Origin of the sequence: Bradyrhizobium manausense (assembly GCF_018130615.1) — a bacterium.
GTDB lineage: Bacteria > Pseudomonadota > Alphaproteobacteria > Rhizobiales > Xanthobacteraceae > Bradyrhizobium > Bradyrhizobium manausense_A.
Window position 1 is genome coordinate 69,216 of the sequence record NZ_JAFCKB010000020.1, and the last position, 13,098, is coordinate 82,313.

The following is a 13,098-nucleotide window of genomic DNA, read 5'->3' on the forward strand; positions in this document are numbered from 1 at the left end:
CCGATTTGTGCTTGCATCCGGCCGCATCATCCTGAAAGGGGACAAAAAAGTGAAACATTTCCGTAGCATCGGCCTCGCGCTCGCCGCGACCTTCGCCGTCAGCCAGGCCGGGGCCCAGGAGCTGACCGGCACGCTGAAGAACATCAAGGACACCGGCGCCATCACGCTGGGCTTCCGCGACTCCTCGATCCCGTTCTCCTATCTCGACGACAACCAGAAGCCCGTCGGGTTTGCGATGGACATCTGCTACAAGGTCGTCGACGCCGTGAAGAAGGAGCTCAAGCTCGACAAGCTCGAGGTCAAGCTCAATCCGGTCACCTCGGCGACCCGTATCCCGCTGATGGCGAACGGCACCATCGACCTCGAATGCGGCTCGACCACCAACAATGCCGAGCGCCAGAAGCAGGTCGCCTTCACCAACACCCATTTCCTGACCGCCAGCCGCTATGTCTTCAAGAAGTCGAGCGGGCTGAAGTCAATCGACGACCTCAAGGGCAAGACGGTGGTCTCCACCGCCGGCACCACCAACATCAAGCAGCTCACCGAAGCCAACGTCGAAAAGAAGCTCGGCGCCAACATCATCCCGGCCAAGGACCACGCCGAAGCCTTCCTGATGGTCGAGACCGATCGCGCCGTCGCCTTCGTGATGGACGACATCCTGCTCGCCAGCCTCGTCGCCGGCTCGAAGTCGCCGGGCGACTACGTTATCTCCAAGGACGCGTTCTCCAAGCCTGAGCCCTACGGCATCATGCTGCGCAAGGACGATGCGCCGTTCAAGAAGGTGGTCGATGCGGCGACCGCTGCGCTCTACACCTCGGGCGAAGGCCAGAAGATCTACGACAAGTGGTTCACCGCGAAGATCCCGCCGAAGGGCCTGAACCTCAACACCCCGATCTCCACCGAGTTGAAGAACGAGTTCGCAAAACCTTCGGACTCGCCGAACCCGGACGACTATAAGTAAGACATAACCTCGATCTTTCGATCGGGATCATGTCCGGCCACTCTTGACACCAGAGTGGCCGGACATTTGCATAAGCGCCAGGACATCTCTGACTGGCGCGTTCGCGCGGGGGACACGTGAACTATAATTGGAACTGGGGAATCTTTTTCCAGCCGAACCCGATGGGGACCGGCACCTATCTCGACATGCTACTGTCGGGACTGGTGCTGACCCTCGAGACCGCGGCGCTGGCCTGGGTCATCGCGCTGATCTCCGGCTCGATCGTCGGCGTGATGCGCACGCTGCAGTCGAAAGGCGCGAACTGGTTCGGCTTCGCTTACGTCGAATTCTTCCGCAACATGCCGCTCTTGGTGCAGCTGTTCCTGTGGTTCTTCGTGCTGCCGGAGTTGCTGCCGAAATCTGCCGGCCTGTGGCTGAAGCAATTGCCGAATGCCCCGTTCTGGACGGCGGCGATCGGCATCGGCTTCTTCATGTCGGCGCGCGTCGCGGTGCAATTGCAGGCCGGCATTTCCTCGCTGCCGCGCGGGCAGAAGATGGCCGCGACTGCGCTGGGGCTGACCACGGTGCAGGGCTATCGCTACGTGCTGCTGCCGATGGCGTTCCGGATCATCCTGCCGCCGCTGACCTCGGAGTTCCTCAACACCATCAAGAACACCGCGGTCGCGATCACCATCGGCCTGCTGGAGCTGACCGGCCAGGCGCGCTCGATGCAGGAATTCTCGTTCCAGGTGTTCGAGGCCTTCACCGCCGCAACACTGCTCTATCTCCTCGTCAACGCCGTTGTCGTGACCGCGATGCGCTTCCTCGAGCGCTACGTCGCGATCCCCGGCTACATCACGGGGAAATAGCGCCATGTTCAGCAATTTCGATTTCGACGTCATCATCCGCGCGCTGCCCTATCTGTTCTACGAGGGCATGAGCTTCACGGTGATGCTGACGGCGCTGGCTGCATTCGGCGGTCTGGTGTTCGGCACGGCGCTCGCGCTGATGCGGCTCTCCGGCCTCAAGACCCTCGGGCGCATCGCCGGCCTCTACGTCGACTTCATGCGCTCGCTGCCGCTGGTGCTGGTGATCTTCTGGTTCTACTTCCTGGTGCCCTATATCGGGCAGTGGCTGACCGGAGCCTCGCGGCCGATCAGCGTCGGTGCGTTCGCCTCCTCGCTCATTACCTTCATCATGTTCGAGGCGGCCTACTTCTCCGAGATCATGCGCGCCGGCATCCAGTCGATCTCGCGAGGACAGCCGGCCGCCGCCAGCGCGCTCGGCCTGACCTACGCGCAGAGCATGCGATACGTCGTGCTGCCGCAGGCGTTCCGTAACATGCTGCCGGTGCTGATTACGCAAACCATCGTGCTGTTCCAGGACACCTCGCTGGTCTACGTGCTGTCGATTACGGACTTCCTCGGTGCCGCCAGCAAGGTCGCGCAGCGCGACGGCCGTCTGGTCGAAATGTACCTGTTTGCCGCCATCGTCTACTTCACCATTTCCTGTATCGCGTCCTTCGGCGTTCGCCGCCTCCAGGCGCGCATCGCCATCATCCGCTAGAGCAAGTCGGTCATGATCGAAATCAGCCACGTCAACAAATGGTACACCCCGACCTTCCAGGTGCTGACCGACTGCACCACCAGCGTCACCAAGGGTGAGGTGGTGGTGGTCTGCGGGCCTTCCGGCTCGGGCAAGTCGACCCTGATCAAATGCGTCAACGCACTCGAGCCGTTCCAGAGCGGCGACATCTCGGTCGATGGCACCAAGGTCAACGACCCCAAGACCAATCTGCCGAAGCTGCGCTCGCGCGTCGGCATGGTGTTCCAGCACTTCGAGCTGTTCCCGCATCTGAAGATCATCGACAATCTCTGCCTCGCGCAGGAGAAGGTGCTCGGCCGTTCCCACGACAAGGCGTTGACGAAGGGCATGCAGCTTCTGGAGCGCGTCGGCCTGAAGGAGCATGCGCAGAAATTTCCGGCGCAGCTTTCCGGCGGCCAGCAGCAGCGCGTCGCCATCGCCCGTGCGCTTGCGATGGACCCGATCGTGATGCTGTTCGACGAGCCGACCTCGGCGCTCGATCCCGAGATGGTGAGCGAGGTGCTCGACGTCATGGTCGATCTCGCCCGCGAAGGCATGACCATGATGGTCGTCACGCACGAAATGGGCTTTGCCCGCAAGGTCGCCAACCGCGTGATCTTCATGGATCGCGGCGAGATCGTCGAGGACGCCCCGAAGGACGATTTCTTCGGCAAGCCCCGCAGCGACCGCGCGCAGAAGTTCTTGTCGAAGATTTTGTCGCATTAGTCTCCGCCGTCATTCCGGGATGGCCCGAAGGGCCACGCCCGGAATCCATAACCACCAGCCGGGGTTATGGATTCCGGGCTCGTCGCTACGCGCCGCCCCGGAATGACGGATCGAGGGTTTATCGGACGGGGCAAATCCCGTATAGGGACGGATAAATCCCATTCCCGCCAGGAGACCAGCCTTGGATTCGATCGCCTACGTCAACGGCTCGTTCGTCCCGCTCTCGGACGCGAAAATCTCGGTGCTGGACCGCGGCTTCCTGTTTGCCGACGGCATCTACGAAGTCTCGGCCGTGCTCGACGGCAAGCTCATCGACAATGCCTCGCATCTGGCGCGGCTGGAGCGCTCGGTCGGCGAGATCAAGTTGAAGTTGCCGGAGACGGTCGGGCGCATCACCGAGATCCAGAAGGAGCTCATCGCCCGCAACAAGCTCGCGAACGGCCTCGTCTATCTCCAGGTCACCCGCGGCGCCGACAAGGGCCGCGACTTCGCTTTTCCCAAGGACGACGTCAGGCCGAGCCTGGTGATGTTCACCTCCGAAAAGGACATCATCAACGCGGCCTCGGCCAAGACCGGCATCAACGTCATCACGGTGCCCGACATCCGCTGGGACCGGCGTGACATCAAGAGCGTGGCGCTGCTGGCGCAGGTGCTGGCGAAGCAGGCTGCGGCGGAAGCCGGTGCCGGCGAGGCCTGGATGCTGCAGGACGGCTACGTCACCGAAGGCGGCTCGTCGACGGCCTTCATCCTCACCAAGGACGATGTGATCGTCACCCGCCAGAACTCAAACGCGATCCTGCCGGGTTGTACCCGCAAGGCCGTGGTCGCACTCGCCGAAGAGCGCCAGCTCCGCGTCGAGGAGCGTTCCTTCACCGTGGAAGAGGCGCTCGCGGCGAAGGAAGCCTTCGCCACCTCGGCCTCGCTGTTCGTGCAGCCGGTAATCGCCATCGACGGTAAGAAGATCGGTGACGGCAAGCCCGGTCCGATGGCTGCGCGGCTGCGCGAGATCTACGTGGAGTTCGCCAGGGCGACGGCGGTCTAGGCGGCACACTCTGCTATCCTAGGGGGCAAAGCGAAGCGCACCCACGTCCTCTCTCGCTGTCATCGCCCGGCTCAAGTCGGGCGATCCAGTATCCCAGAGACGTTTGTTGTTGAACCCGCCCTGGATGCCCCGGTCAAGCCGGGGCATGACAGCTGCGAATGTGGAGGCGATGTTGTGCGCATCACGCCGCTGCCGCGCTCCTCACGCCACCGACGCCTTGACCTTCACCGGATGCACCGCGCGGAACGCGATCGCGATCCTGTTCCAGGCGTTGATGGCGCCGATCAGCATGGTCAGGTTCACCGTCTCTGCATCGGAGAACTGCGCGCGGACCTGCTCGTAGACATCGTCGGGCGCGTGGGTCTCGGAAATCAGCGTCACCGATTCCGTCCAGGCCAGCGCGGCGCGCTCGCGGTCGGTGTAGAGCGGCGACTCGCGCCAGGCATTGAGCAGGTAGATGCGCTGCTCGGTCTCGCCACGCTTGCGCGCGTCTTCGGTGTGCATGTTGATGCAGAAGGCGCAGCCGTTGATCTGCGAGGCCCGGATCTTGACGAGCTCGATCAGCGATTTCTCCAATCCCGTCGACTGGATCTGCTCCTCCAGCGCCATCAGCGCCTTCATCGTGTCGGGGGCGGCCTGGTAGAAATTCATGCGGGGCTTCATGGTCGTTCTCCTTGCTTGCGGGGTTGATCTCAATGGGCTCCGCCGGCCGACGTTTGGCCGGGCTTCTTCAGGAAGAATACGGCAATCAGGGCCACGATCAGCGCCATGCCGAGCAGATAGAAGGTGTCGCTGAAGGCGAGGATGTAAGCCTGCTTCTGCACGGTATGACTGATCGCGACATAGGCACGATGCGCGGCGTCCGCACGGTCGAGCACGCCGTGATTGATGAAATACTGCGTGAGTTGTTCCAGTCGCGTGCGGGTGGCCTGCTCGAACACCGAGACCGACTGCATCAGCACGTTGGAGTGATACTGCTCGCGCTTGGTCAGCACGGTCTGGAGCAACGCGATGCCGACGGCGCCGCCGAGATTGCGCATCATGTTGAACAGGCCGGAGGCCGAGCCCGCATTCTCCGGCTCGATGCCTGATGTCGCGACCGCCGATAGCGGCGCCATCACCAGCGCCTGGCCGATGGCGCGAACGACATTGGGCCACAACAGCTGGTCGGCGGCGTAGTCGTTGGTCATGAAGATGTTCATGAAGTTCGAGCCGGCGAACAGCACGAAGCCGATACCGATGATGATCCGCGCGTCGAATCTCTGCATCAGGCGCGGCACCAGCGGGATCAGCATCAGCTGCGGCAGGCCGGTCCAGGCCAGCACGGTGCCGATCTGTTCGGCGTTGTAACCCTGGATGCGCGACAGATATTGCGGCAGGATGAACACCGAACCGTACAACGCGATGCCGAGCAGGAAGTTCGCGAGCATGCCGAAGCCGAAATTGCGGCGGACCAGCAGGCGCAGGTTCAAGAGCGGCTTCTTCACGGTGAGCTCGATGATCAGGAACGCGGTCAGCGCCACCGCTGCGATCACGCTGAGCTTGACGATGAAGGGCGAGCCGAACCAGTCGTCCTTGTTGCCTTCCTCCAGCACGGTCTGCAGTGCGGAGAGGCCGATCGCCATGGTGATGATGCCGGCCCAGTCGCCGTCGCGCAGCAGCGACAGCTTCATCGGCCTGGCGTCGAGCGCATACCAGAGCATGCCGACCATGACCGCGCCCGGTACGAGGTTGACGTAGAAGATGTACTGCCAGCCGAGATTCTCGGTGAGATAGCCGCCGATGGTCGGGCCGATCGCCGGCGCGAACGTCGCCGACAGCGCGAATAGCGCAAGGCCGACGGGCTGCTTGGCACGCGGCAGCAGCGTGATGATCAGCGTGAAGGCCATCGGGATCAGCACGCCGCCGGTAAAGCCTTGCACCGCACGCAGCACGATCATCTGCGGCAGGTCCTGCGCCAGCGCGCAGGCCGCCGACAGCAACAGGAACAGGATCGCGTTGGTCAGCAAATAGATCCGGATCGAGAACACCTGCGCGAGCCAGCCGGAGAGCGGGATCACGACGATCTCGGCGATCAGATAGGAGGTCGAGATCCAGCCGCCGTCGTCGATGCCGGCGCCGATCGCGCCCTGGATGTCGGCCAGCGAAGCGTTGACGATCTGGATGTTTAGCACCGCCATGAACGCACCGAGCGTGGCGCCGATCACGGCGATCCAGGTCTTGGCGGAGACCGCCGGGGTCGCCGGCGCAGCGGCCGGGGCGGGGAGATCGGCGGTGGACGCAGCGTTGAGGGTCGTTTGGAGCGTGCTCATGGAAGCCTCGTCTCGTTGACGGAGACAGGATGCGTTAGGCGGATCGTTTCGATAATCGCGGAAGTCTGGGAAGGATCGTCCGGCAGGACTTGATAATTCTGCCGGCCTTCCGGGTCAGCCGCCATTCGCGCGCGGCGCGTTGTCGGCGACGCGCTTGGTGCTCTCACGTTCGGCCAGCACAGTTGCCTTGGTGTCGACGGTCGGAACTGCCGACATGCCGGGCCGCAGCAGCCCAGTGAGGCTGTGATCGTCGAGCACGATCTTCACCGGCACGCGCTGCACGATCTTGGTGAAGTTGCCGGTGGCATTGTCCGGCGGCAGCAGCGCGAATTCAAGTCCGCTCGCCGGCGAAAGGCTGTCGACATGACCATGCAGCGTGCGATTGCGAAAACTGTCGACATGCAGCTCGACCGGCTGACCCGCGCGCACATGCGTGAGCTGGGTCTCCTTGAAGTTCGCGACCACATAGACCGCATCGAGCGGCACCACAGCCATCAATTGCGTGCCGGCCTGCACGAACTGGCCAACGCGCAAGCTGCGGGCGCCGACCGTGCCGTCGACAGGCGCGGTGATCTCGGTATAGGACAGGTTCAGCTCAGCCTGGTCCGCGACGGCGCGAGCGCGATCGAGCTGCGCCGTCGCCTGCGCCCGCTGCGTCGTCAGCACGTCGACCTTGCGCTGCGCCGCCACGAGGCCCGACTTGGCATGCTGCAATTGCGCGTTGCTGGCGCGGAGCGTCGCGTCGGTCTGCTGCGCCCGCTGGATCGTGCCGGAGCCTGACTTCATGAGATCGTCGTAGCGGGCGCGCTCTTCCTGCGCGAATTTCAGATTGGCGTCGGCCGCCGTGACGTCGGCGGTGCTTTGCTCGATGATCGGCTGTTGCAGTTCGAGCTGGGCATCGAGATTGCGAACCGAGGCTTCGGCTGCGGCGACGTCGGCGCGGGCCTGGCCGAGCGCGGCCTTGAAATCGCGGTCGTCGATCCTGGCCAGCACCTGGCCCGCTCTCACCTTCTCGTTGTCACCGACCAGCACCTTTGCGATGTAGCCCGACACTTTTGGGGCGATGATGGTGGAGTCGGCCTTAACATAGGCGTCATCGGTCGATTCCAGATAACGGCCGGTCGTCAGGTAATCGTAGCCAAAGTCGCCCGCGACCGCGACGCCGAGAGCCAGCGCCAGCCCGAGGGCCGCTCGCTTGATCGCCCGACGGGACGGCCTCAGGCGGATTTTATCAGTGGTTTCAGCGGTATAAGTCGCGTTCGACATGGCGCCCTCGGAATCTTCATGCGCCTGTTTCGGACAGTGCGCTCTTGATGTCTGCAAGATGCGTTGTCCCGGCAGTTGTGATAATCCCGGAATTGATGGAAGCATTATCCAGCAATGGCGGATAATCGGAGTCCCAAGCCATGGACCGCTTCACCAGCCTCACGGCCTTCGTCCGCGTGGTCGAAAACGGTGGTTTCTCCGCCGCCGCCCGCCGTCTGAACATGTCGACGACCATGGTGAGCAACCACGTCCAGGCGCTGGAGGACAGGCTCGGCGTCCGGCTGCTCAACCGCACCACGCGAAAGGTGAGCCTCACCGAAATCGGCAAGGCCTATTACGACCGCTCGACCCAGATCCTCGCCGATCTCGAACAGGCCGACGACATCGCCGGCGCGCTGCAATCGGCGCCGCGCGGCACGCTGCGCATCCACACCGCCACCCATATGGTTCCGTTCGTCGCGCCTGTGATGATCGAATTCCTCGCGACCTATCCGGAGGTCAAGGTCGACCTGCGCATGGGCGAGACCAATGTCGACCTGATCGAAGAAGGTTTTGATCTCGCCTTGCGCATGGTCGCACCGCCCGACTCCAGCCTGATCGTGCGGAGCCTTGCGACCTGGCGGCACGTGCTGTGCTGCTCGCATTCCTATATCGAGGCGCATGGACGCGTGCAGACGCTTGAAGAACTTGCCGGACACAATTGCGTGCGCCACATCAACTACCCCTTCGACGAATGGCGCTTCTTCGATCGCAAGGGCACGCCCGCCTCGGTGCGTGTCTCGGGCAATCTCATCACCAATAGCGGCGAAGCCCTGCGGGAGGCGGCATTGCAAGGAGCAGGCGTCAGTCTGGCGGCCGGATTTTTGGTCGGCGACGATCTCGATGCCGGCCGGCTGGTGCGCCTCTTGCCGGAATATCGGCCGGTCGAGATGTCGATGAACGCGGTCTATCCGCATCGTCATCATCTGTCGGCCAAGGTCAGGACTTTCATCGACATGCTCGTGCATCACAGCGCCGAGCAGCAGAGGCTGATCAATCCGTATTCGTGAGATCAGCCGACGGTGTCGTAGCAACCATTAGAGAGCCGCCCGAACACCTCGGTGACGTCACGTCAACCGGCGGCGCGCATCTTTGCCGGCGCAGATGCCGTCAGACCGGCGAGCAGCCGCTCGACTTGGGATCTCACCTTCGCGATCGCGGCGTCTTTTACCGGGCCGTAGCCGCGGATCTCCATCGGGGCTTTGGCGATGGTGACGAGATCGGAAAGATCAGCCGTGTCGAGCCGATCGAGTATTTGTGCGATCACTCCCTCGTACCAGCCGATCAGCTCGCGCTCAGTGCGCCGTTCGGCGGTATAGCCGAACGGATCGAACGGCGTTCCGCGCAGCCGCTTCAACCTCGCGAGCATGGCCAGTGGCGTCTGGATCCACTGGCCGAAGGCGCGCTTGCGCGGCCGGCCGCGCGCGTCGTGGCTGGACGGCAGGAATGGTGGCGCCAGATGATATTTGATGCTGAAGCCGTCTTCGAATTCCCGCTTCAGTTCGTCGAGGAAACCACTCTGCATGTGCAGGCGCGCAACCTCGTATTCGTCCTTGTAGGCCATCAGCTTGAACAGTGTGCGCGCGACGGTTTCGGTCAGCGCCTCGCTGTCGAGGACGGCTTCGGCATCGCGGACTGTTGCGACGAGCGCCCGATAGCGCGCCGCGTAGGCTTCGTCTTGGTAGGCCGTGAGGAAATCCGCACGCCGGGCGATGAGCTGGTCGAATGTCTCGGCGTTTGGCGCCGCCTCCGTCTTTGGTAAGAAGTCAGGATCGGCAGCGGAGATCCGGCCCCAGGCAAAAGCCTGCTTGTTGCGCTCGACCGCGACGCCGTTCAGCTCGATCGCGCGCAGCAGCGCTTGCAGCGAGATCGGCACCAGCCCGCGCTGCCAGGCAAAGCCCAGCATGATGATGTTGGCATAGACGGCGTCGCCGAGCAGGCGTTCGGCCAGCACATTCGCGTTCATCGTGTCGATATTGCCGTCGCCGATGACCTGCCGGATTGCGCGCAGGCGGGCAGGCGAAGCGAGGTCGGCGTCGCGGAAGCGGACGACGTCGCCCGTCGGCATCTCCGCGGTATTGATTGCGGCGCGCGTGCCGCGGCGATAGGTACCCGACGCCTTTGGTGAGGAACTGACGACGAGGTCGCAGCCGATCAGCGCGTCGGCCGCCCCCTGGTCGATGCGGACCTGATGCAGCGCCTCAGGGCTCTCGGCCAGGCGGATGTAGCTCAGCACGGGGCCGAACTTCTGTGCAAAGCCGGTAAAGTCCAGCACCGAGACGCCGCGGCGTTCCAGATGCGCGGCCATGCCGATCAGCGCGCCGACCGTGATTACGCCGGTGCCGCCGACGCCGGTCACGAGCAGGTCGTAGGGCCGATCGAGCGTTGCAGGGGCGGGGAGCGGAAGCGTGGCGGCACGGCCGATCGCGTCGATTTCGCTTGCGCTCTTCCTTCGGCGCGTCGCGCCTTCGACGGTGACGAAGCTCGGGCAGAACCCGTTGAGGCAGGAAAAGTCCTTGTTGCAGGCCGAGAGATTGATCCGGCGCTTGCGGCCGAACGGCGTCTCCTTCGGTTCGACGCTAAGGCAATTGGACTCGACCGAGCAGTCGCCGCAGCCTTCGCAGACGAGGTCGTTGATGTAGGCAAAGCGTTTGGGATCGGTCATCTGTCCGCGCTTGCGCCGACGCCGTTTCTCCGTCGCACAAGTCTGCTGATAGATGAGCACCGAGACGCCGGAGACGTCGCGCAGCTCGCGCTGCACGGCGTCCATTTCCTCGCGCGGATGGATGGTGACGCCGCCGGGCAGGTCGGCAGGTGAGAATTGTTCGGGATCATCAGACACCAGCGCGATGCGGGTCACGCCCTCGGCGCGGACACTGTGCGCAATGGCCTGCACGCTCACGGGACCGTCGACCGGCTGGCCGCCGGTCATGGCGACGGCGTCGTTGAACAGGATCTTGTAGGTGATGTTGGCTTTGGCCGCGATCGCCTGCCGGATCGCCATCGAGCCGGAATGGTAGTAGGTGCCTTCGCCCAGATTCTGGAACACGTGCTTGTGGCCGGTAAAGCGTGACGACGCCGCCCAATTGACGCCTTCGCCGCCCATCTGGATCAGCGAGGACGTCTCGCGGTCCATCCAACTCGCCATGAAATGGCAGCCGATCCCGGCCAGCGCCTTCGATCCCTCCGGGACCTTTGTCGAGGTGTTGTGCGGGCAGCCGGAGCAGAAATAAGGCGTGCGCGTCGCGCCTGACACGTTGATCGTGCGCGCGGCTTCGGGCAGCAGCGCGGCCGCGCGTGCGGCAAGATTGAGCCCCGGAAACAGCGGATCGAGCCGCCGTGCCAACACGGACGCCAACCCTCGCGGCGACAATTCACCGGTCCAGGAGATCAGCCGCGCCCCTCGTTCGTCGTGCTTGCCGACCATGCGTTCGGGCTTGGTGCCGGGATAGTCGTAGAAATACTCCTTGAACTGGCTCTCGATGATGCCGCGCTTCTCCTCGACCACGAGGATCTCACGCTTGCCCTTCACGAAATCCATGGCGTCGTGCAGCGCCAACGGCCAGACCATGCCGACCTTGTAGATGTCGATGCCGATGTTGCGGCAGGCGGCTTCATCGAGGCCCATCAGCCGCAATGCTTCTATCAGGTCAAGATGCGCCTTGCCGGTGGTGACGATGCCGTAGGTCGCGTTGGCAATGTCGTAGATGTGGCGATCGATCGGATTGGCCTTTGCAAAGGCGTAGACCGCGTGCTTCTTCGCCTCCAGCCGCTCCTCGATCTGCGGACCCGGCAGATCGGGCCAGCGGTAGTGCAGGCCCCCCGGCGGCGGCGTGAAGTCGGGCATGCGGAAGCTGCGTGATGGGCGCAGCGCGACGGAGGCGCCGGACTCGACGATCTCCGAGATCGCCTTGAAGCCGACCCACATGCCGGAGAAGCGGCTCAGCGCGTAGCCATACTCGCCGAATTCGAGATATTCGCCGACGCTTGCGGGATGCAGCGTCGGCATGAACCAGCTCATGAAGGCGACGTCGGACTGGTGCGGCATCGATGACGACACGCAGCCATGGTCGTCGCCGGCGACCACGAGCACGCCGCCATGCGGCGAGGCGCCATAGGCATTGCCATGCTTGAGCGCATCGCCGGAGCGGTCGATGCCGGGCCCTTTGCCGTACCAGAGGCCAAACACGCCTTCGACCTCGCGATCGGCTTGCGTCTCGACCTGCTGCGAGCCGAGCACGGCGGTGGCCGCGAGGTCTTCGTTCACTGCCGGAAGGAATTCGATGTGGTCCCGCGCGAGACGTTCCTGAATACGCCACAGCTCGAGATCGATGCCGCCGAGTGGCGAGCCGCGATAGCCGGAGATGAAGCCCGCGGTGTTGAGGCCGCTCGCACGATCGCGCCGCGCCTGGTCGAGCGCGATGCGGACAATCGCCTGCGTTCCCGTGAGGAAGACGCGGCCCTCTTCGCGCTCGTAGCGGTCGGAGAGCTCGTAGGCGTCGAGTGACGGAATGGCGTCCATGGCGGACCTCGCGCGTCATCCTGCCGAATAGGCGAAGGGTAGGCCCGGAGGGCTGGTAGGTCTTACCTATTTATCCCGGTAGGAGGGGCAATTCGGTAGGATTTTGCAGAGAGAGGTAAAATTTGGTAGAATCTATCGTATTGGAGGCTTTCGATGATTGAAGATCAGGACACACGGATTCTCACCCATCTGCAGAAGGACGGCCGCGCTACCAACCAGCAGCTGGCCGACGAGGTCGGCATGTCGACCTCCGCTTGCTGGCGCCGGGTGCGTGCGCTCGAGGACAGTGGCGTCATCCGCGGCTACGCGGCGCTGGTCGCGCGCGAGCAGGCGGGCTTTGCGATGTCCGCCATCCTCCATGTCTCGCTGGAGCGGCACGACGCCAAATTCGTCGACGAGTTCGTCTCGCGCGTCACCACGCGCCGCGAGGTGCTGGAGTGTTTTGCGACCACGGGCGATGCCGATTATCATCTGCGCGTCGTCGTGCAGGACATGGCCGCCTATAACCGCTTCCTCGACGAGTTCATGTTCCGCATTCCCGGTATCCGCTACGTTCGCAGCAATGTGGTGCTGAAAGAAATCAAGACCGGCGTGGCACTGCCGTTTTGAGATACGGGAAGTGCTGTAGGATGGGCAAAGGCGGGTAGCACCGTGCCCACGATCCATC

At 63.6% G+C, this 13,098-nt stretch carries 11 protein-coding genes; 7 read left to right on the plus strand and 4 right to left on the minus strand.

The window, feature by feature from the left end; translation table 11 throughout:
• Positions 1 to 49: 49 nt before the first annotated feature.
• The 5 genes from JQ587_RS29245 to JQ587_RS29265 all read left to right on the plus strand — a co-directional run bounded on the left by JQ587_RS29245 (position 50) and on the right by JQ587_RS29265 (position 4,292).
• Complete coding sequence (locus JQ587_RS29245) at positions 50 to 961, plus strand: amino acid ABC transporter substrate-binding protein (RefSeq protein ID WP_212297194.1); 912 nt, start codon at positions 50 to 52, stop codon at positions 959 to 961.
• A 116-nt stretch (positions 962 to 1,077) separates the two neighbouring features.
• Entirely contained in the window at positions 1,078 to 1,809 is a 732-nt protein-coding gene (locus tag JQ587_RS29250) for an amino acid ABC transporter permease (protein WP_212427651.1), read from the plus strand.
• 4 nt (positions 1,810 to 1,813) lie between these two features.
• Complete coding sequence (locus JQ587_RS29255) at positions 1,814 to 2,506, plus strand: amino acid ABC transporter permease (RefSeq protein WP_212297192.1); 693 nt, start codon at positions 1,814 to 1,816, stop codon at positions 2,504 to 2,506.
• A 12-nt stretch (positions 2,507 to 2,518) separates the two neighbouring features.
• Positions 2,519 to 3,250, plus strand: a complete 732-nt coding sequence (locus tag JQ587_RS29260; protein ID WP_212297191.1) for an amino acid ABC transporter ATP-binding protein — start codon at positions 2,519 to 2,521, stop codon at positions 3,248 to 3,250.
• Positions 3,251 to 3,431: 181 nt separating this feature from the next.
• Positions 3,432 to 4,292, plus strand: a complete 861-nt coding sequence (locus tag JQ587_RS29265) for a D-amino-acid transaminase (RefSeq protein ID WP_212427652.1) — start codon at positions 3,432 to 3,434, stop codon at positions 4,290 to 4,292.
• A 201-nt stretch (positions 4,293 to 4,493) separates the two neighbouring features.
• Here the strand turns inward: JQ587_RS29265 and JQ587_RS29270 are convergent, their stop codons facing one another.
• The 3 genes from JQ587_RS29270 to JQ587_RS29280 all read right to left on the minus strand — a co-directional run bounded on the left by JQ587_RS29270 (position 4,494) and on the right by JQ587_RS29280 (position 7,870).
• Positions 4,494 to 4,955 carry a carboxymuconolactone decarboxylase family protein gene (locus JQ587_RS29270; RefSeq protein ID WP_007615070.1) on the minus strand — a complete coding sequence of 154 codons (462 nt, stop codon included), beginning with the start codon at positions 4,953 to 4,955 and terminating at the stop codon, positions 4,494 to 4,496.
• A gap of 29 nt (positions 4,956 to 4,984) precedes the next feature.
• Positions 4,985 to 6,604, minus strand: a complete 1,620-nt coding sequence (locus JQ587_RS29275; RefSeq protein ID WP_212427653.1) for an MDR family MFS transporter — start codon at positions 6,602 to 6,604, stop codon at positions 4,985 to 4,987.
• 114 nt (positions 6,605 to 6,718) lie between these two features.
• A complete protein-coding gene (locus tag JQ587_RS29280) occupies positions 6,719 to 7,870 on the minus strand; it encodes an HlyD family secretion protein (protein ID WP_212297187.1) in 1,152 nt (383 codons plus the stop codon).
• A gap of 140 nt (positions 7,871 to 8,010) precedes the next feature.
• On the opposite strand from JQ587_RS29280, the gene JQ587_RS29285 reads away from it, so the two are divergent.
• A complete protein-coding gene (locus tag JQ587_RS29285; protein WP_212427654.1) occupies positions 8,011 to 8,919 on the plus strand; it encodes a LysR family transcriptional regulator in 909 nt (302 codons plus the stop codon).
• A gap of 62 nt (positions 8,920 to 8,981) precedes the next feature.
• On the opposite strand, the gene JQ587_RS29290 is transcribed toward JQ587_RS29285, so the two are convergent.
• Positions 8,982 to 12,431 (minus strand): indolepyruvate ferredoxin oxidoreductase family protein, encoded by a 3,450-nt coding sequence (locus JQ587_RS29290; RefSeq protein ID WP_212427655.1) that lies wholly within the window; start codon positions 12,429 to 12,431, stop codon positions 8,982 to 8,984.
• 153 nt (positions 12,432 to 12,584) lie between these two features.
• On the opposite strand from JQ587_RS29290, the gene JQ587_RS29295 reads away from it, so the two are divergent.
• A complete protein-coding gene (locus tag JQ587_RS29295; protein WP_212297184.1) occupies positions 12,585 to 13,040 on the plus strand; it encodes an Lrp/AsnC family transcriptional regulator in 456 nt (151 codons plus the stop codon).
• Positions 13,041 to 13,098 lie beyond the last annotated feature (58 nt).